Below are 20,508 nucleotides of genomic sequence, written 5' to 3'. Positions count from 1 at the left end.
AAAGGGTTTGAAAAAGAAATTTAAAATCAGTTTAGCCGCTCAAATTTTAATTGGTTTGATTTTAGGGATTATTGTTGGGGGTATCTTTTATGGAAACCCCAAAATTGAAACATATTTACAACCTTTAGGGGATATCTTTTTACATCTAATTAAGATGATTGTTGTACCAATTATTATTTCAACTTTAATCGTTGGTGTTGCTGGAACTGGAGACATGAAACAGCTTGGACGATTAGGCGGGAAATCAATTATTTACTTTGAAATTATTACAACTGTAGCTATTATAGTTGGTTTACTTTCCGCAAACTTGTTCCAACCAGGCGCTGGTCTAAACATGAACGAGCTTTCTCAGGGGGACATTTCCAAATATGTTTCAACTACAGAACAAGTACAGCATGAGGGACCATTTGATATTATAGTGGGTATAGTACCAACAAATATCATTCAGTCTATGGCTGAAGGTAATATGCTTGCTATTATCTTTTTCTCTGTAATTTTTGGATTAGGGGTTGCTGCTATTGGCGAACGAGGTAAACCAGTTTTAGACTTCTTCCAAGGGGTAGCAGATACTATGTTCTGGGTAACAAACCTTGTAATGAAATTTGCGCCATTTGGGGTATTTGGTTTAATTGGTGTAACCGTTTCCAAATATGGATTCGCTTCATTAATACCACTAGGTAAACTTGCCATACTTGTTTATGCAACTATGCTATTCTTTATCTTTGTCGTTCTTGGACTTGTGGCAAAATTTGCAGGTATCAACATCTTCTACTTAATTAAAGTATTAAAAGATGAGCTAATTTTAGCGTTCTCAACTGCAAGTTCTGAAGCTGTTCTACCACGAATTATGATGAAAATGGAGAAATTAGGTGCTCCAAAGGATATCGTTTCTTTTGTTATTCCAACCGGTTATTCCTTTAACTTAGATGGTTCTACACTGTATCAGGCGATTGCAGCATTATTTATTGCTCAAATGTATGGTATTCATCTAAGCATTGGAGAGCAAATTACGTTAATGCTTGTTTTAATGGTTACATCTAAAGGAATCGCGGGTGTTCCAGGGGTGTCGTTCGTAGTACTTTTAGCAACATTAGGTACTGTTGGTATTCCACTTGAAGGTTTAGCATTTATCGCAGGTATTGACCGTATCCTTGATATGGGACGTACAGTTGTTAACGTTATTGGTAACTCATTAGCGTCATTAGTAATGGCAAAATGGGAAGGCCGTTTCGATACAGAGAAAATGAAAAATTACTTTAAAGATAACGAAAACTTAGCGTAAAAAGTTAAAAAAATCCTCACGATGTATGGATGGCATCGTGAGGATTTTTTTAATTTGATCAATTACGCGTCCGGAAGCTTTAACTTCTTTCAGTTAAAACTTTATCTAAATAAGCAAGGATTGATTCCTTACCATTTACATGTGCCTCTTGTGCACGTCCTTCATCTTTTTCCAGTTTTGCCTCCGCTGCCATTACAATCCGTTCGGCATCCTCCTGTGGCACTACAACTACACCATCCACATCCCCAATAATATAATCACCAGGATGGACAGTAACGCCTCCTATAGAGATGGGAATATTAACTTTACCACCACCATTTTTATTACCAGCAGCTACCGTTGTCCCTAAGGAGAATACAGGGAAGTCTAGCTCTCGAATGGCTGCAATATCTCGAATAACGCCATCCACAACAAACCCTTGTACACCTATGCCCTTTGCTAAAGAAATCACAAAATCTCCAGCAACAGCTCGATTCGTATTGCCTTTCGCATCAATTACCAAAATATCACCTTCATTAGCAGCTCGGATAGCTTCTAACACTGCACCATTTTCACCATCTGGTAAACGCACAGTTACCGCGCGCCCCGCTAGTTTAAAATGATCTGCTAAAGGCTTAATATCACTACGTAAATTTGTGTGCCCGCCAGTTGCATCTGAAACCGCTGTTGTAGGTAAATGCTTAAAACTTATTTCCACCTTTGTCATACATAACACCCCTATTATGATATATGAAAGACTTACATAATTATTGTAAATAAAAATCATATACTATTTCAATATATTTCAGAAAATTATGGAAATAAAACATTTGAATATAGTATTGTTAGGACAATATCGCATTGGTTTTATCAAAATGCGCCATCCATCAGGAATAAGCTCATTTTGGCCCTAACTTTTCATTAAACGATGTCGATAAAATGCTTTGATTGCTCGTCTAACGCCTCTGCAGCACTTGCAATTTCAGAAAAATCATTGGTTGTCACTGAAATTTGTCCATTTGTTTTTTCAACTTTTTCAGCTATTCGTGTAATACTTTCTGTGACTTGCCCTATTTCTCGTTCTATGCCCTCAACATTATCCTTTACTTCAGAGATAGATTGCTCAACTCTTATAGATAGCTTTCTCACCTCTTTTGCTACAACATCAAAGCCTCGACCATACTCTCCTGCTCTAGCTGCTTCAATTGCTGCATTTAATGCCAGTAAATTTGTCTGAGAAGCAATTTCTTGAATAGTTTTCACAATACCTTTAATAGATTCGGCTTGCTTTTGAAGCTGTTCGAGATTTTTTACATTATCGGCGGACTCTTTTGATACTTCCCTTATAGTCTTCAGTAAGCCTTCACTATTCCGAATACCAGCCTCTGAACGGCTATGAAGTTCCTTTGACATCCCTTTTAATGTCTCAGCTACACTTACAATCTCATTTTGACGGTCTGTAATATTTGTAGCAATTTTAGAAACGCCAATCACCTTTCTCGAATTATTTGCAAAGACCGGCATATAGGTTGCTTCAAGCCAAACTCTATTTCTGTTCGCATCCAATCTTTCAATTTTATCTTGATAGCTATTACCAGAGGTCAAATTCCGCCAAAATTTTTCGTACTCTGTACTTTTAACAAACTCTGGTAAACATAAATCTTTATGATCTTTTCCTATCATTTCTTCTACTTTATAGCCTAATGTTTGAGCAAAAAGTGAATTTACATAGGCTACTTTACGTTCCATATCAAAACGAATAATTGCAATATTCCGTTCAATTGCCTGCACTACTAAATCATCTGTTACTTGTGTATCGATTTTCTGCATAATCTACACCTCTTGAAAAGATTTATTTTTACTAAAAATTTATTTTTTTCCATTTTAGCTCCTTGTTAATCTTTGCAGAAAAAACATGGGCAATCATTACCCATGTTTTAATAACTGTAATACTTCTTCTGATGTAGTAGCTACATGAATTAATGACTTTTGTTCGGCGCGAATAAATCCTTCTTCAAGCATCTGCTTAAAATGCTGTAAAAGGGCATCATAAAAACCATTTACATTATATAAAATTACTGGCTTTTCATGTAGTCCAATTTGTGCCCATGTAAAGACTTCAAAATACTCATCCATTGTGCCACCACCACCTGGTAATGCTATAAAGGCATCTGCAAGCTCTACCATTTTTGCCTTACGTACATGCATAGACTCAACAAAATGAATTTCTGTTAAGGAGGCATGGGCTAATTCTCGCTTTTGTAAATGCGTTGGCATCACACCAATTACCTCGCCACCAGCGGTTAAAACGGCATCTGCCACTTTTCCCATTAGCCCACTTTTTGAACCCCCATAGACGACTCCGTGGCCATTTTGAGCCAGCATAGCACCTAATTCGGTTGCCTTTTCTGCATAAATTGGGTTTTTACCTAAACTGGAACCACAATACACCGCTACTTTTATAATAATCCCTCCTACTTAAAAGACGTGATACAATAGCTATTTATATTGTCTCACGTCTTTTAATCATTTATTTTCTTCAACTTTCTTATTTAGGTATTTTTAGTGAAAGCCTATTTGCGTAAATGGCTTGTTTGTTTTAGCATATGACTGATACGGCCCACAATTGATTCAATTGCTTCAGGATTTTTTAATAAATCATAATCATTTATATCTAAACGTAAAACTGGACATGAATTAAAGTTGTTGATCCAGTCCTCATAACGTTCATGCATTTCAATCCAATAATCATTTGGTGTCTGCTGCTCCATTGCACGGCCACGCTCTTGTATACGCCCAATGACCGCCTCAATTGGTCCCTCGAGATAAATTAGTAAATCTGGATGAGGAAAGTAAGGTGTCATTACCATTGCATCAAATAAATTTTTATAAGTCTCGTAATCTGTTGGACTCATTGTTCCTTTATCATAGTGCATTTTTGCAAAAATTCCTGTATCTTCATAAATTGAACGATCCTGAATAAATCCACCACCATATTCAAAAATACGCTTTTGCTCCTTAAAACGTTCAGCTAAAAAATACACCTGCAAATGGAAGCTCCATTTTTCAAAGTCCTCATAAAATTTATCTAAATATGGGTTAGTATCTACTTTTTCAAATGACGTACGAAAATTTAGCGCATTTGCTAACGCTTTTGTCATCGTTGATTTTCCTACACCTACAGTACCGGCAATGGTAATGACTGTCTGTGGCGGAATATCGTATTTCTCTCTTAAATTCATTGTTGCAAGCTCCTTTGTTGTAACGTATCCTTTATAATTTGCAAAACATAATTTAAATCATTCGTATTTTTAACGAAGTCAAGTTGGTCTCCATTAAATCGAATGACTGGGATTTCAGGGTGCATTATCTCAAAATGCTCAATAAAAGAATGATAATCTGCCACAAGTTGCTCCATATAATCCCGTGCAATCATTTTTTCGAATTCACGTCCGCGCATTGCAATACGCTTCATCAATGTCTCAACACTAGCATGTAAATAAACAACAACATTAGGGACAGGCATATCCTTCGTTAATATTCTATAAATTTCTTCATATTTATCATACTCCGTTGATGCCAATGTTCGCTTTGCAAATATAAGATTTTTAAAAATATGATAGTCCGCTACTACAGGCTTCTGATGTGCTAAGCGAAACTTTTTAATATCTGTTAATTGTTTATAGCGATTACATAAGAAAAACATTTCAGTTTGGAAGCTCCACTCCTCAATGTTTTCATAAAACTTATTTAGAAAAGGGTTTTCGTCTACTATTTCTTTTAATAGATGGTAATTTAATGTCGTTGCAATCTCTTTTGATAAAGAGGTTTTACCAACACCAATCGGACCTTCTACCGTAACAAATGGAACCGTCACCAGAAGCTCCTCCTTTATGTTCTATGGATTCTATTATCAATTCCCTCTTCGCCTGAGGATATTATATAAATCAGTGCTTTTCATTGTATCATAGTGCGAAAATGAAAGACAGAATCAACATAACATTTATGTATTCAAAAACGGCCCACCAAGTAAGCGGACCGTTATCATTCATTATAATTTAACACGCTGTAAGCGAAGTGCGTTTAAAACAACTGATACTGAGCTAAAGGCCATCGCTGCGCCTGCAACCCAAGGAGCAAGTAAACCGATTGCAGCAATTGGTATACCTAATGTATTGTAAGCAAATGCCCAAAATAAGTTTTGTTTAATGTTGCGCATAGTTTTACGGCTCATAATAATGGCATCTGCAATACTGTTTAAATCCCCACGAATCAGCGTAATATCTGCTGCTTCCATAGCTACGTCAGTGCCAGTACCGATTGCCATCCCAATATTTGCTGTAGCAAGTGCTGGTGCATCATTAATGCCATCGCCTACCATCGCCACTTTCTTGCCTGTAGCTTGTAGTTTTTTTACTTCATCTGCTTTCCCTTCTGGTAGAACCTCAGCAATAACATGATTCACACCAACCTCAGCTCCGATAGCTCGGGCTGTACGTTCATTATCACCTGTCATCATAATAACTGTAATGCCCATATCTTGTAGACGTCGAACTGCCTCTATAGATGTTTCTTTAACAGTATCAGCTACTGCTACTAGCCCAGCATATTGACCGTTGATCGCAGCTAACATTGCTGTTTTACCATTTTCCTCTAACTGCTCCATTATCGGGAGAATATCATCGATAGGAATACCATATTGTTGCATCAATTTACGTGTACCGATTATGACTCCTTGACCAGATACTGTCGCTTGCACACCATAACCAGGTATGGCTTCAAAGAATTGAATATCTCCTAGATGAATACCACGATCTGTAATGCCTTGAACAATTGCTTCTGCTAATGGATGCTCTGATTGTTTCTCTGCTGCACCAATTAACGATAAAAAGTTTGTTTCGTCTTGATCTGCTGCTAGTATAACGTCAGTTAACACAGGTTTACCGTGTGTTACTGTACCTGTTTTATCAACAACCACCGTATTGATACTTTGCGTTTGCTCTAAATGCTCGCCACCCTTAAATAAAATCCCAAACTCTGCTGCACGACCAGAGCCTGCCATAATAGAGGTTGGTGTTGCTAACCCTAGCGCACATGGACAGGCAATGACAAGAACTGCGATTAATACTTCTAATGCAGGCGTAAACTCACCCGGTTGTACCCAAAGAATCCAAACTAAAAATGTAATAATCGCAATACCAACAACAATTGGTACAAATATGCCGGAAATATGATCTGCTAAACGCTGGATTGGTGCCTTTGAGCCCTGAGCATCTTCAACCACTTTAATAATCTGCGCCAAAGCAGTATCACGACCTACTTTTGTTGCTGTCATTTTAATAAAGCCATTTTTATTAATTGTTGAGCCAAATAATACATCACCTTGCTTTTTATCAACAGGAAGACTTTCCCCTGTTAGCATTGACTCATCTACCGCGGTCGTTCCTTCCACAACTTCACCATCAACTGGAATTTTTTCACCTGGTTTTACTAAAATAATGTCACCAATCACTACTTCTTCTAATGGTACTTCTTTCTCAACGTCATCTCGAACAACGACTGCTGTTTTTGCTTGTAGACCCATTAATTTTTTGATTGCCTCAGATGAGCGACCTTTCGCTTTTGCCTCAAATAATTTTCCTAATAGAATTAAAGTAATTAACACTGCACTTGTTTCAAAATAAAGGTGAGGGCCGTGATGGGAACCTACTGTAACAATGGCTTGATAAACACTATAAAAGTAGGCTGCAGATGTACCCATTACTACTAGTACATCCATATTTGCACTACCATTTCGCAAGGCTTTAAAGGCACCCACATAAAATTGTTTCCCTATTATAAATTGAACGGGCGTAGCTAAAATCATTTGTACCCATGGATTCATCAGTATTTCTGGTACATATAAAAACGAAGTAAATGAAAAATGACCAACCATCGTCCAGAGCAATGGTAATGAAAGAATAGCTGATAAAATAAATTTTTGCTGCTGTTGTTTGATTGCCTTTTGACGATGGTCTCCAACTTCTTGTTCTTCAGCTTTTTGATGGGCCTCATAACCTAAATTTTCAACCTTTGCAATGATATCCGCAATGGACACTTCAGATGGGTTAAATTCAATTGTTGCCTTCTCAAGTGCTAAGTTTACATTTGCAGATGAGACACCAGCTAGCTTATTTAATCCTTTTTCTATACGTGTAGCACAGGCTGCACAAGTCATACCCGTAATGTCAAATTCAGTTTTCTGTTTAACAACGCCATAGCCAAGTGCTTCAATTTTCTTTTCAAAATCTACTTCACTTAATTTGGATGAATCGTACTTAATCGTTGATTTTTCAAGCGTCAAATTAACAGTGGCTTGCTCAACACCATCCAATTTATTTAGTCCTTTTTCTATACGCGTAGCGCAGGCTGCACAGGTCATACCTGTTATTTGCAGATTGGCCTCTTTTACTTCTGAACTCATTTCTTTCACCTCTCCTTATACCAATAGGGGGTATATATCATTTAAAATAATAGAGTGCTACTAGAGCACCCTACATATTATTTTACATCATAGCCTTGGTCATCAATTGTTTCTTTAATTTGATCTAAAGATACCTTTGCTTCGTCAAATGCAACATTTACTAAGCCTTCTGCTAGGTTGACTTTTACTTGGTCAACGCCAGTTATAGCTCCCACACTTTTTTCTACTGCATTTACACAGTGTCCACATGACATTCCTTGTACATTTAAAGTAACATTTTGCATAAAATATCTCTCCTCTTTGTTTATATTAAATAGGGGGTATATTATTTTTTCATTAGCTTTTGTATGGTCACCACTAATTCATCCAACACTGCTTCATCACCCTCAGATAAGCGATCGACAACACAGCCCTTTAAATGACCTTCCAATAATATTTTCGCTACACTATTCAAAGCAGACTGTGTGGCAGATAACTGCGTAATAATATCATCACAGTAAACATCTTTTTCAATCATTCCCTTAATGCCACGAATCTGACCCTCTATACGATTTAAACGAGTTGTTAAATCCTTTTTTACACGTTCAGGATGATGGCTTTTTCGACAAGATGTAACTTCCTCCGTATGACAAGTAGCTTCTTTTGTTGTGTCTTCCATTCCATACACCTCCTACTTCACTTTCATCATACTATACCCACGAAGGGTATGTAAAGTAAAAAGTTTTTTAATGTTGGTGATCATGATGAGACGTTTCTGCTTTCAATTGGCATAAAATCGAATTATCATGCTGATGTGCTGCGGTCTCTAATTGAATTGTTACATGCTTAATGCCCTTATGCTCAAGATTATGTTCAATTTCTCGTAAGATATTCTCACTATCCACAATTTTCAACTGATCATCAACCACTGCATGACAGGAAAGTGCATTTGTTCCACTTGTTATTGTCCAAATGTGAAGATCATGTATACTATGAACACCTTTTGTTTGTTCCATCGTTTGAATAATTTCCTGAATATCGACGTTTGAAGGAGTTCCCTCCATTAAAACATGGACTGCAGCCTTCGTTACATAGTAGCCACTTCTTAATACAAGTAATGCGACAATTACACTTGCCAGCGGATCAGCCCAGCCCCAACCAAAAAACATAATTAGTAGAGCGGCAACAATAGCTCCTACAGATCCCAGCATATCACTTAACACATGTAAAAATGCACCTCGCATATTTAAATTATCCTTTGTGTCACTGCCTCGCATCATTATCCAAGCTACCAAAATATTGATAAGGAGACCTATCGTACTAATAATGAGCATACCTTTAGTTGCTACTTCTGGCGGATTTGCAAAGCGCTCTATTGACTCGTAGAAAATAAACAATGCTATTAAGATTAATGTTACACCATTTAAAACGGCTGCTAGAATTTCAAAACGTTTGTAACCATATGTTTTACTGTAGCTTGCGGCTTTTTCACCAAACATAAATGCAAGTAATGCTATTGCTAAAGAAATGGAGTCACTTAACATATGTCCTGCATCTGATAAAAGAGCCAAACTATTTGTTAAAAAACCACCAATTGCTTCGATGACCATATATCCCGTAATAATAATAAATGATAAGATTAAAACCTTTTTATTAGCGCCATGTGTATGATCATGGCCGTGATCATGATTATGTCCCATGTTTTTTCCCTCCATTAATTTTAATTATGTGCAGCATGCTCAATCGCTTGCTTTAGTAAATTCATAATGTGATCGTCATCCTTTGAATAGTATAAGGTCGTTCCCTCTCTTCGAAATTTCACTAAACGTAAATTTTTTAAAAAACGTAATTGATGTGAAACGGTTGATTGGCCTAAATCTAAAATTTCTGCGATGTCATTGACTGAATGTTCGTCTGTACATAATAAATTTAAAATACGAATTCTTGTAGGATCACTTAATGCCTTAAAGGTTTGCGATACAACAAAAAGTGTCTCCTCGTCTAAATGCTGATCTTTGTTTACTGGAGTTTCTGTTAATTTTTCATCCATTTAGTTTATCCCCATTCTTTTATATTTATATATGAACATGTGTTCATATATAAATATAAATGGTACTTTTAGGAATGTCAACATTTAAAGTAGCAATTACCAATTAAGCAAGATACACTACTTTATAAGGAGAGATAAGTATTGGATATTTTCGAAACAGATCGTTTATTTATGAAACAGGCATTAGAAGAAGCAAAGAAAGCCGCTGTACTTGGAGAGGTACCTATCGGAGCTATACTTGTTTACAACGGGGAAATTATTGCAAGGGCCCATAATTTACGGGAAACAACACAAAATGCAACCACACATGCTGAACTGGAGGTAATACAGAAAGCTTGTGAAAAAATTGGTAGCTGGCGTTTAGAAAATACAACACTCTATGTAACGCTTGAACCTTGCCCTATGTGTGCAGGTGCTATTTTACAGTCTCGTGTGCCTCGTGTTGTCTATGGTGCACGAGATTTAAAGGCTGGCTGTGTTGATTCCCTCTATCGTCTGTTAAATGATGCACGCTTTAATCATGAATGTGAAGTAACTGAAGGTATTTTAGCCGAGGAATGTGGGCAAATATTAACTGATTTTTTCAGGGCTTTACGTGAACGAAAAAAAGCAGAGAAAAAGGCAAGACAGGCTTCTAAAGATACTTTCACATGAAAGAAGGTGCCCCAATTGAGACACCTTTTTTTTATAATTATGAGTGTAAAAAAACACACTTACCTTCGATAAACATTGCAGTAAAATTGGTTGAGCCCTCTACAACGTTTTGATTTTCACTAAATTTAAGCTTTGTGATAAAGCCAAAAAGCTATTTTAGAAAACCTGGAAGAAGGTATATCTAAAATAGCTTAGGAAAAAATTTTTAGGTGTCCATTTACGGTCTGGAATGCCTATTGCACCTGATCTTCCTGGGCACAGAGTAAACTTTATTTATTTAGGAGCTATTACTTCTTTCCCGCCCATGTAAGGTCTTAATACCTCAGGAATTACTACGCTTCCATCAGCTTGCTGATAATTTTCTAGAATAGCGGCTACTGTACGCCCAATAGCAAGACCTGAGCCGTTTAATGTGTGTACATACTCTGGTTTTGCATTTGCTTCACGACGGAAGCGAATATTTGCTCGACGTGCTTGGAAATCCTCGAAATTAGAGCAAGAAGAGATTTCACGATACATGTTTTGTGCTGGAATCCAAACCTCTAAATCATATTTTTTTGCTGCCGTAAAGCCTAAATCAGCCGTACACATTTTTAGTTTACGGTAAGGTAAGCCAAGTAATTGTAGTACCTTTTCAGCATGACCAGTTAATAGCTCTAGCTGTTCGTATGATTCCTCCGGTTTTACAAAGCGCACTAATTCTACTTTGTTAAATTGGTGCTGGCGAATTAAACCACGTGTATCACGTCCCGCAGAGCCTGCCTCTGAACGGAAACATGCACTATATGCAGCAAAGCCCTGTGGCAATGATTCAACAGATAAAATTTCATCACGATAGAAGTTTGTTACAGGTACCTCTGCCGTTGGAATCATGAAATAATCAGTTTCCTCTAATTTAAATACATCCTCTTCAAACTTAGGAAGCTGTCCAGTACCAGTTAAGCTATCACGATTAACAATTACAGGTGGCAGCATTTCTTCATAACCATGCTTTTCTGCATGTAAATCCATCATAAATGTCATTAGCGCACGTTCTAAGCGAGCCCCAAGCCCACGATAGAATAAAAATCTGCTACCTGTCACTTTTGCTCCACGCTCAAAATCAACAATTTTTAAATCTGTTGCAATATCCCAGTGTGCTTTAATATCAAAATCAAATGTTGGTACCTCACCCCAAGTATATTCCACAACGTTGTCATCCTCTGTTGTGCCCACTGGTACAGATTCATGCGGGATGTTTGGTAAACGCATCATCATATCTTTAAAACGGTCTTCTACGTCATTTAATTGGACATCCAGCTCCTTAATTTCATCGCCAACCTGACGCATGCGAGAAATTACTTCATCCGCATTTTCTTTATTACGTTTCATCACAGAAATTTGTTCAGATACTTTATTACGCTCTGCTTTAAGCTCTTCCGTTTTGGCAATTAATTCACGACGTTTGGCATCTAATTCTTCAAAATCATCTAAGTTTCCTAAATCCTCATTACGTGTTAATAGTATTTCTTTAATTTCAGCGAAATTATCGCGAACGCGTTTAATATCTAACATCGTTCATACCTCCAGTAGATTCTAAATGATAGGAAATAATAGTCAGGAGAACACAAAAAAGCCCTCATCCCATAAAAGGGACGAGAGCTACCCGCGTTGCCACCCTAATTGACTAGACATTTAGTCTAGTCCACTTATTTCATAACGGCATTTCAGCCGGCGACAGCCTACTTCATTAACTTCGACTGCGCAACTCCAGGACGGATTCACAAGTGTTTTTATCAGCTTTCACCAACCGCCGACTCTCTAAAAAAAACGTGCCTGCTACTACTTCCCATCATCGTGTTCAGTTATTTGAATTTTATCCATACTGTACTATACGAAACGAGATTTTGCAAGTCATACTATAGACGATAAAAAATATTTAAGAATACGTGTATCTTTTGTTAATTCAGGATGAAATGAACAGCCTAATAAATGTCCATCCTGTGCTAAAACAATTTTCCCTTCATGCTCTGCTAGAATTTCAACACCTTCGCCAACTGATACAATATGAGGCGCGCGTATAAAAACAGCAGGGATTGATTTACCTATTTTAGGTATATTGAGATCTACTTCGAAGCTATCTACCTGTCGTCCATAAGAATTTCTTGCTACTGCAACGTTCATGATCGCTAAATGCGGCTCATCATCCACTACTTCTTTTGCCAATAAAATTAAACCTGCACATGTTCCAAACATCGGTAATCCAGTTTTGGCAAGTGTACGAATTGGCTCCAACAGCTCGTATCGATTTAGCAATTTTCGCATTGTTGTACTCTCCCCACCAGGTAGCACAAGTCCATCTAGTTGCTGTAAATCATTGTGCTGTTTGACCAAGACTACCTCACAGTCTAGAAACTCTAGCATTTGCACATGCTCTCGTACCGCTCCTTGCAATGCTAATACACCAATTCGTTTCATGTTACCAGCCTCGCTCTTGCATACGCTCATTTTGACTGAGCTGTGCAATATCAATGCCTTTCATCGGAACCCCTAGCTCTTTTGATATTTCTGCTAGAAGCTTATAATCCTTATAATGTGTCGTAGCCTCTACAATTGCTTTTGCAAACTTCTCTGGGTTTTCTGATTTAAAAATACCAGAACCAACGAACACACCGTCAGCCCCGAGCTCCATCATTAAGGCAGCATCAGCAGGCGTAGCGACACCACCAGCTGCAAAGTTTACAACTGGTAAACGCCCATTTCGTTTAATTTCTCTTAATAATTCAAATGGTGCTCCAAGTACTTTAGCCTCTGTCATGAGTTCATCCTCTGTCATACCAACTACCTTACGAACTTGCGCATTCACTTTACGAATATGACGCACAGCCTCTACAATATTCCCTGTTCCTGGTTCACCTTTAGTTCGCAGCATTGAAGCTCCCTCACCAATACGCCGAGCAGCTTCTCCTAAATCGCGGCAGCCGCAAACAAATGGTACAGTGTACTCACTTTTTAATAAATGAAACTCTTCATCTGCAGGTGTTAATACTTCACTTTCATCGATATAATCAACACCCATTGCCTCTAAAATTCTTGCTTCGACTATATGCCCTATACGTGCCTTAGCCATTACTGGAATGGAGACAGCCCCCATAACCTCCTCAACAATTCGAGGATCAGCCATCCGTGCAACACCGCCCGCTTTACGAATATCTGATGGGACCCTTTCTAATGCCATAACAGCTACAGCTCCTGCTGCTTCAGCAATTTTCGCCTGCTCAGCATTTATTACGTCCATAATGACGCCACCCTTTTGCATTTCCGCCATTCCTCTTTTTACTAGCTCTGTTCCTGTCTGTTTCATGTATCTAACCTCCACCTTTGTGATGAAGTCTAGTATAATGGAAATTGACTACATCAAAATATCCAGTTTTATTATTATCTATAGGGTCAGGAGGGGAAATATACGTGGATATGCTATTATTTCAGCTAGAAAAAGATGGCGAGAAACCGCTCTATGATCAGCTTTATAGCGGCATTAAAGAGGCTATCATTACAAAGAAAATTGCAGTAGGAGAAAAATTGCCATCAAAAAGAAAATTAGCCGATTTTTTGAATATTTCTCAAACAACAATTGAAATTGCATACGCACAGCTACTAGCTGAGGGCTATATTATGTCAAAAGCACGCGTTGGATATTTCGTTGAGGAAATTGATGAGCTTCCCTATATTCAACAGGACAAAGTTGCTTCTTTAAGTGAGCCGCCTAAGAAAAAAACATACAAAATAGATTTTAATCCTGCTTCTATTGATATTCATGCATTCCCCTTTCAAACTTGGCGCAAATATGCAAAAGAGCTTTTTGATGATGCTTCAAAGGAATTATTATTAACTGGTGAACCGCAGGGAGAGCTATCTTTACGTACTGAGATTGCAAATTATTTATACCAATCACGTGGAGTTGTTTGTAGTCCTGAGCAAATAGTTGTGGGTTCAGGGACAGAGCAGCTCCTTCCAATGATTTTACGACTCTTTAATGATGACACTTACTTTGCCCTTGAAAATCCAGGTTATCCAGCCGTACATCGTATGTTTTCTCAGCATAAACGAAAGGTCTATCCAATTACTGTCGATGAAGAAGGGATCTTCATTCATGAACTCGAAAAAACGAGCGCTGACGTTGTATATATCACACCCTCTCATCAGTTCCCAACAGGTGCAGTATTGTCGGCTACAAGACGTGCACAGGCATTAAATTGGGCTGCTCAGAGTACCTCTCGTTATATCATTGAGGATGACTATGATTCTGAATTCCGTTATACTGGAAAACCAATTCCTGCTCTACATGCACTCGATCGAAACGATAAAGTGATTTATATGAGTACCTTTACAAAATCATTAATGCCATCCTTACGAGTTGCTTATTTTGTTCTCCCGCCAAAATTACTCGCAACCTATAATGACGTATTTAATTACTACTCCTCAACAGTACCTAGATTCGATCAACATATTGTTGCTAATTTCATGCGGGACGGTCATTTTGCCAAACATTTAAATAGGATGAGGAAAATTTATCGTAAAAAACATGATAAGCTTACTTCTATTTTAGAAAACTATTCTAAGAAAATTAAAATAACTGGAGAGCAAGCAGGGATGCATATATTATTAGAGGTACAGCATGAACTATCTGAAAAACATTTACAACAGCTCGCCTCTAATGCCGATATCGGTATTTATCCATTATCGGACTACCGCCTAGATCACACTGCAGCATCACAGCCACAATTTTTACTGGGCTTTGGAGGTATACCAGTACATGAAATAGAACATTCCATTGAGAAACTTATGGATTGTTGGGATATAAAAAAGCATCAATCACCCCCACGTTAATGTGGGCTGATTGATGCTTTTCAGTTATGATTCAATTAATTGAATATTATAATGTTCAAACCATGTATGAATTTGCCCTAAATAAGCCAAAAGTTGAGGACCTGCCATTAATTGCCCATACCAAGGAACTTTAAAAGAGCTGCCACCAGACTCAATTAGCTCAATAAGCTTCTGTCGTTCAAATAATTCATGAAGAATTGAATTTTTATCCTTCATTATTTCCCCTAGCCATTTTTGAACACCCATCGTATAAAGTGGATGATAGGTTTTAGGATACGGATTCTTTTTACGATACAATACTTCTTTAGGCAATAGTTGGTCCATTGCTTTACGAAGTAATCCCTTTTCCATTCCACCTAAATTTTTCATTTCCCAAGGAATATTCCATGTATATTCCACAAGACGATGATCAGCAAATGGAACACGAACCTCAAGACTTGCCCCCATACTCATGCGATCCTTTCGTTCCAACAATGTTTGCATAAACCATACCATATTCAAATAGAACATTTCACGATGTCTTGCCTCTTCTACACTCTCCCCTTGTAGATATGGTACTTCCTTTATTGTTTGCGTATAAACATGCTGTACGTATGATTCAACTTTTAGTTTCTTACGCCATCGATCTTGTAGCATTGTTGTTCTTTCAGCTAATGAACGAATCCAAGGAAAACCTGTTGTCGTCTCAGTAAACCATGGGTAACCTCCAAAGATTTCATCAGCACATTCACCTGATAAGGCAACTGTAAAGTCCTTTTTAATTTCACGACAAAACCATAATAATGATGAATCTACATCTGCCATTCCTGGTGAATCTCTAACAATCACAGATTCCACTAACAAATCAATTAATTGCTGTTGAGAGATTTCTTCAGCATGATGGTCAGTTTTAAATGTATTTGTCATTTGTTCAATCCAATAAGTATCTGTCGATGTTTGAAATGTATGCGGATTAAAAAAGCGCTCATTATCCTCATAATCTATAGAGTACGTATGAAGCTTATCTTTCCCTTGTTGCTGAAATCTGTTGGATGCAATGCCTGTAATAATACTAGAATCTAAACCACCTGATAGGAAGGTACAAATTGGTACATCCGAAACAAGCTGTCGTTCAATTGCATCTGTCAGTAAAAAACGGACATGATCTACTGTATCTTCTAATGACTCATCATGATGCTCGCTTTGCAAGCGCCAATACTGCCAAATTCGTATACCTTCCCTTGAGAAGCGCATTGCATATCCCGGACGTAATTCATTAATATTTTGAAAAAGCGCCTTCCCTGGTGTTCGAGAAGGCCCTACAGCTATGATATTGGCTAATCCTTCTGTATTTACGGCTGCTTTTATCAGAGGATGTGCTAGCAATGCTTTCGCTTCAGATGCAAATAACAAACCATCTTGTTGCTCTGTATAATACAAAGGTTTTACCCCAAGTCGGTCTCTACATAAAAATAGTGATTGTGATTGTTCATCCCATACCCCAAAAGCGAAAATACCATTAAAAAAATCTACACATTGCTCCTTCCATTCAATATAAGCTGTTAGCAAAACTTCCGTATCTGAATGTGTAGTAAATATATATCCTCGATTTTGAAGCTCCTTTCGTAATTCTTCTGTATTATACAGCTCGCCATTGTATGTAATGACATAATTTGAACCTTCATGAACTTTAGTCATTGGTTGCTTGCCACCGATTAAATCGATAACGGCTAACCGTCGATGGCCAAATGCTATATGCTCATTACACCAAATATTTTCATCATCGGGACCGCGCTTTTTTAAAGTTTGCGTCATTAACTTGATGATTTCTTCACTTGTTCTTAAATCTTTTTGAAAGCTAGCCCACCCTGTAATCCCACACATTTAGCCACATCCTTTCGCCTATTAGCGTATGCAGTAATGCTCTAAAATGTGAAAAGAACACGTAATAATTTACGTGTTCTTAAATGATTAAATTAAAATAAGCCACCAACAAAGTCGGAGATACCACCCCATAAGTTACCAAAGAAGTTACCGATACCTTGGAAGAATAATGAGATGCCACTAGCACGCTCCACAGCCTCTGTAGTGACAACATCAGCTGTTAGTTCCTTACCATCAATGAAACCGTAATCGGTACCCTCTGAGCGCTCAATAACTACCTTTCCGACAACTGTATCCTTTTTAACCTCTGCTTCTAAACTCTTTTTATCTAATACTAGTTTCGGTTTATATAAATCTTTATCAGATGACTTCATCATAAAAGATACAGGCTCTTTTACAGCAATGGCAACTTTCTTTTCTTTCCCTTTCGTAACTTTTACGGTTTTCTGATCTTTAAACGTATACTTCGCTGGAATAATTTCTTGTTTTGAGAATTGTGAGAAGCCATAGTTTAATAATTTAGCGGTTTCGTCGAATCGAGCTTTTTTTGATTCCTGCCCTTTTGCATCTACAGCCTTCATAACAACAGAAATTAAACGTGTACCATTGCGCTCTGCAGTACCTGTAAAGCAATGTCCAGCAAAGTTTGTTGTACCCGTTTTTAATCCATCAACGCCTTGATATTGTTGCGATAATCCGGGCAGCATTAAGTTCCAGTTTCTCATTTCAATTCGATCATCTGTACCTTCACGGAACGTTTTTTCTGCAATTTTAGACGTTTCTAACACGTTTGGATGATCTTTAAGTAAATGATATGCTAATTTGGCTACAGATTTAGCAGGCATTACGTTTTCATCTGATGGTCCAGTGCCAGCTGGATGCATTCCAAATAAATCTGCATTGTTAAGTCCAGTAGAATTCACGAATTTATAGTCTTTAAGTCCAAGCTTTTCAGCCTTTTTATTCATCAGTTTTAAAAACTCAGCTTCAGTACCAGCAATTGTTTCTGCAATACCTACTGTGGCAGCATTGGCTGAATAAATGGCCATTGCCTCATATAATTCACGGATTGTGTAAGTTCCATCTCTACGCAATGGTACATTACTTAACGCACGGTTTTGTGACATACGATACGTATAATCAGTTACATGATATTCCTGATCCCACTTAACTGTACCTGCATCAATTGCGTCCAATAACAGGTATTCTGTCATCATTTTTGTCATACTTGCAATACCTAGTGAAGTATCTGCATTTTGTTCATATAAAATTTTTCCTGAATCTGCGTCAATTAAAATCGCAGCATCCACATGTAGTCCTAAATCTGTTTCTGCATTTGCCTTCGCAGGAATACCTGCAAAAATACTAAATAACAAAACCGGAATTAGGAGCAAGCGTAATAGGGTGTTCATTGTCTTTTTCACCTTTAAAGCCCTCCAAAAAATAATCTTGTCCACGACATTTTATCATAGATAGTAACTTACGTGGGCACTCTCTAACATAAAAAAAGCTCTCGAGCCATCTTTGTAGACGATTCGAGAGCATAAAAGTTGCTAGTAATATATTACATCGAATAATTCGGTGATTCTTTTGTGATTTGTACATCATGTGGATGTGACTCACGTAAACCTGCACCTGTCATTCGAACGAACTGAGCATTTTCACGTAAGAACTCTAAATTAGGCGATCCGCAATATCCCATACCTGCTCGAATACCACCAATAAGTTGATAAATTGTATCTGCTAGAGGTCCTTTATAAGGAAGTCTACCTTCAATTCCCTCCGGTACTAATTTCTTCGCATCTTCTTGGAAATATCGATCTTTTGATCCTTTTTCCATAGCTCCAATTGAACCCATACCACGGTAAACTTTGAAGCGTCGTCCTTGGAAAATTTCAGTTTCACCAGGTGATTCTGAAGTACCTGCTAGTAGTGAACCAAGCATTACAACATTTCCACCCGCTGCAAGAGCCTTTACGATGTCTCCAGAGTATTTAATACCTCCATCGGCAATAATCGTTCTACCAAGCTCACGAGCCACTGTAGCGCAATCGTAAACAGCTGTAATTTGTGGTACACCTACACCAGCTACAACACGTGTAGTACAAATAGATCCTGGACCAATACCAACCTTAACTACATCTGCACCAGCTTCAAATAAAGCACGTGCACCTTCACCTGTTGCTACGTTACCAGCAATAATCTCTAGCTCTGGATACGCTTCACGGATTGAACGAATTGTTTGTAATACGCCCTCCGAATGTCCATGTGCTGTATCAATTACTACGATGTCAACCTGAGCCTCCACAAGCTTCTCTATACGTACCATCGTATCTTTTGAGACACCAACTGCAGCGCCTACTAATAAACGACCATGTATATCTTTTGCAGCGTTAGGGAATTCAATTACTTTTTCAATATCCTTAATTGTAATTAACCCTGTTAATTTACCTTCATCATCTACAATTGGTAGCTTTTCGATTTTATATTGTTGAAGAATTTTTTCAGCATCCTCTAAAGTCGTACCAACAGGAGCTGTAATCAAATCTTCTTTTGTCATAACATCTTCAATTTTTAATGAATAGTCAGAGATAAAACGTAAGTCACGGTTTGTAATAATTCCTACTAATTTTTGATTTTCCATACTATCAACAATCGGTACACCAGAGATTCGGTATTTACCCATTAAGTGCTCAGCATCAAAAACTTGGTGAGTCGGAGTTAAGAAGAATGGGTTTGTAATAACACCGTTTTCAGAACGTTTTACTTTTTCTACTTGTTCAGCTTGCTCATCAATTCCCATGTTTTTATGGATAATACCGATACCACCTTGACGTGCCATAGCAATTGCCATTTTAGACTCTGTCACTGTATCCATACCAGCACTAACCATTGGAATGTTTAATTTAATCTTTGGCGTTAGTTGAACTGATAAATCAACATCTTTCGGTAATACTTCGGAATGAGCTGGTACTAATAATACATCATCAAAAGTTAAACCCTCTTTGGCAAATTTAGTTTCCCACATTTTCGTAACGTCCTCCTATAGTTAAAAGAATATTAATTGTAAGATTAACAACGTGCCAAGCTACTGTCAAGAAACTTATAAAAGAAAGACAATTCAGATTTTTAAAGGAGGTAAATTTAGCAATTTTATTCCTTATAACTCTTTAAATAAATGATGATGATCCGTTCTAAATTTTAAAATCTTCTGTTTTATTTAGTATGTAAATACTATTTTGTACTCCGCTATATTTAGTCTTTTGGACAATTTTTATGAAAAAGTTGATAGATTAGTAAAATTTTTCACTAAAAATAAAAAACAGCCAGCACACAGCTGACTGTCTTTGCCTAGCGACGTCCTACTCT

Annotated in this window: 19 protein-coding genes and 1 other annotated feature; of the genes, 3 read left to right on the top strand and 16 right to left on the bottom strand. The window is 37.6% G+C overall.

The window, feature by feature from the left end; genetic code table 11:
• Window positions 1-7 precede the first annotated feature (7 nt).
• A complete protein-coding gene (locus B2R82_RS15785; protein WP_286925843.1) occupies window positions 8-1,282 on the top strand; it encodes a cation:dicarboxylate symporter family transporter in 1,275 nt (424 codons plus the stop codon).
• A gap of 79 nt (window positions 1,283-1,361) precedes the next feature.
• Here B2R82_RS15785 and B2R82_RS15780 read toward each other — a convergent pair whose 3' ends face one another.
• The 10 genes from B2R82_RS15780 to B2R82_RS15735 form a co-directional block, all read right to left on the bottom strand.
• Complete coding sequence (locus tag B2R82_RS15780; RefSeq protein WP_286925842.1) at window positions 1,362-1,988, bottom strand: RraA family protein; 627 nt, start codon at window positions 1,986-1,988, stop codon at window positions 1,362-1,364.
• A gap of 194 nt (window positions 1,989-2,182) precedes the next feature.
• Window positions 2,183-3,091, bottom strand: a complete 909-nt coding sequence (locus B2R82_RS15775) for a methyl-accepting chemotaxis protein (protein WP_286925841.1) — start codon at window positions 3,089-3,091, stop codon at window positions 2,183-2,185.
• A gap of 96 nt (window positions 3,092-3,187) precedes the next feature.
• Window positions 3,188-3,712 (bottom strand): TIGR00730 family Rossman fold protein, encoded by a 525-nt coding sequence (locus B2R82_RS15770; protein WP_286925840.1) that lies wholly within the window; start codon window positions 3,710-3,712, stop codon window positions 3,188-3,190.
• Window positions 3,713-3,834: 122 nt separating this feature from the next.
• On the bottom strand, window positions 3,835-4,503 hold the full coding sequence (locus B2R82_RS15765) for a deoxynucleoside kinase (protein ID WP_286925839.1): 669 nt from the start codon (window positions 4,501-4,503) through the stop codon (window positions 3,835-3,837).
• The gene (locus B2R82_RS15760) at window positions 4,500-5,138 is read right to left on the bottom strand and encodes a deoxynucleoside kinase (protein WP_283870232.1); all 639 of its coding nucleotides are present in this window, start codon (window positions 5,136-5,138) and stop codon (window positions 4,500-4,502) included. The genes B2R82_RS15765 and B2R82_RS15760 overlap by 4 nt, the downstream gene beginning before the upstream one ends.
• 174 nt (window positions 5,139-5,312) lie before the next feature.
• Complete coding sequence (locus tag B2R82_RS15755) at window positions 5,313-7,724, bottom strand: heavy metal translocating P-type ATPase (RefSeq protein ID WP_286925838.1); 2,412 nt, start codon at window positions 7,722-7,724, stop codon at window positions 5,313-5,315.
• A gap of 77 nt (window positions 7,725-7,801) precedes the next feature.
• Window positions 7,802-8,008, bottom strand: a complete 207-nt coding sequence (gene copZ / locus B2R82_RS15750; RefSeq protein ID WP_286925837.1) for a copper chaperone CopZ — start codon at window positions 8,006-8,008, stop codon at window positions 7,802-7,804.
• 41 nt (window positions 8,009-8,049) lie between these two features.
• On the bottom strand, window positions 8,050-8,382 hold the full coding sequence (locus B2R82_RS15745) for a metal-sensitive transcriptional regulator (RefSeq protein ID WP_283870229.1): 333 nt from the start codon (window positions 8,380-8,382) through the stop codon (window positions 8,050-8,052).
• A gap of 67 nt (window positions 8,383-8,449) precedes the next feature.
• The gene (locus B2R82_RS15740) at window positions 8,450-9,403 is read right to left on the bottom strand and encodes a cation diffusion facilitator family transporter (RefSeq protein ID WP_283870228.1); all 954 of its coding nucleotides are present in this window, start codon (window positions 9,401-9,403) and stop codon (window positions 8,450-8,452) included.
• 20 nt (window positions 9,404-9,423) lie between these two features.
• Entirely contained in the window at window positions 9,424-9,753 is a 330-nt protein-coding gene (locus B2R82_RS15735) for an ArsR/SmtB family transcription factor (protein WP_286925836.1), read from the bottom strand.
• Window positions 9,754-9,894: 141 nt separating this feature from the next.
• Between B2R82_RS15735 and tadA the strand changes: the two genes are divergently transcribed.
• Window positions 9,895-10,407 carry a tRNA adenosine(34) deaminase TadA gene (tadA, locus tag B2R82_RS15730; protein WP_286925835.1) on the top strand — a complete coding sequence of 171 codons (513 nt, stop codon included), beginning with the start codon at window positions 9,895-9,897 and terminating at the stop codon, window positions 10,405-10,407.
• A 273-nt stretch (window positions 10,408-10,680) separates the two neighbouring features.
• Here the strand turns inward: tadA and serS are convergent, their stop codons facing one another.
• The 3 genes from serS to pdxS form a co-directional block, all read right to left on the bottom strand.
• Window positions 10,681-11,961, bottom strand: coding sequence for a serine--tRNA ligase (gene serS, locus B2R82_RS15725; RefSeq protein ID WP_286925834.1), 1,281 nt, complete (start codon window positions 11,959-11,961; stop codon window positions 10,681-10,683).
• Window positions 11,962-12,034: 73 nt separating this feature from the next.
• Window positions 12,035-12,251 (bottom strand) — a binding site (T-box leader).
• Window positions 12,252-12,300: 49 nt separating this feature from the next.
• Complete coding sequence (gene pdxT / locus B2R82_RS15720) at window positions 12,301-12,864, bottom strand: pyridoxal 5'-phosphate synthase glutaminase subunit PdxT (protein WP_286925833.1); 564 nt, start codon at window positions 12,862-12,864, stop codon at window positions 12,301-12,303.
• Window position 12,865: 1 nt separating this feature from the next.
• Window positions 12,866-13,750 carry a pyridoxal 5'-phosphate synthase lyase subunit PdxS gene (pdxS, locus tag B2R82_RS15715; protein WP_286925832.1) on the bottom strand — a complete coding sequence of 295 codons (885 nt, stop codon included), beginning with the start codon at window positions 13,748-13,750 and terminating at the stop codon, window positions 12,866-12,868.
• A gap of 104 nt (window positions 13,751-13,854) precedes the next feature.
• Here pdxS and B2R82_RS15710 point away from each other — a divergent pair, with 104 nt between their 5' ends.
• Window positions 13,855-15,276 carry a PLP-dependent aminotransferase family protein gene (locus B2R82_RS15710; RefSeq protein ID WP_286925831.1) on the top strand — a complete coding sequence of 474 codons (1,422 nt, stop codon included), beginning with the start codon at window positions 13,855-13,857 and terminating at the stop codon, window positions 15,274-15,276.
• A gap of 24 nt (window positions 15,277-15,300) precedes the next feature.
• Here the strand turns inward: B2R82_RS15710 and asnB are convergent, their stop codons facing one another.
• The 3 genes from asnB to guaB all read right to left on the bottom strand — a co-directional run bounded on the left by asnB (window position 15,301) and on the right by guaB (window position 20,167).
• On the bottom strand, window positions 15,301-17,139 hold the full coding sequence (gene asnB / locus B2R82_RS15705) for an asparagine synthase (glutamine-hydrolyzing) (RefSeq protein WP_286925830.1): 1,839 nt from the start codon (window positions 17,137-17,139) through the stop codon (window positions 15,301-15,303).
• A 92-nt stretch (window positions 17,140-17,231) separates the two neighbouring features.
• On the bottom strand, window positions 17,232-18,563 hold the full coding sequence (locus B2R82_RS15700) for a D-alanyl-D-alanine carboxypeptidase family protein (protein ID WP_286925829.1): 1,332 nt from the start codon (window positions 18,561-18,563) through the stop codon (window positions 17,232-17,234).
• Window positions 18,564-18,703: 140 nt separating this feature from the next.
• Window positions 18,704-20,167, bottom strand: coding sequence for an IMP dehydrogenase (guaB, locus tag B2R82_RS15695; protein ID WP_286925828.1), 1,464 nt, complete (start codon window positions 20,165-20,167; stop codon window positions 18,704-18,706).
• Window positions 20,168-20,508: the final 341 nt, after the last annotated feature.

The organism is Lysinibacillus sp. UBA6686, assembly GCF_002455205.1.
Lineage (GTDB): Bacteria > Bacillota > Bacilli > Bacillales_A > Planococcaceae > Lysinibacillus > Lysinibacillus pakistanensis.
Note: the sequence above shows the minus strand (reverse complement) of the source record. Positions and strands in the feature narration are given on the sequence as shown.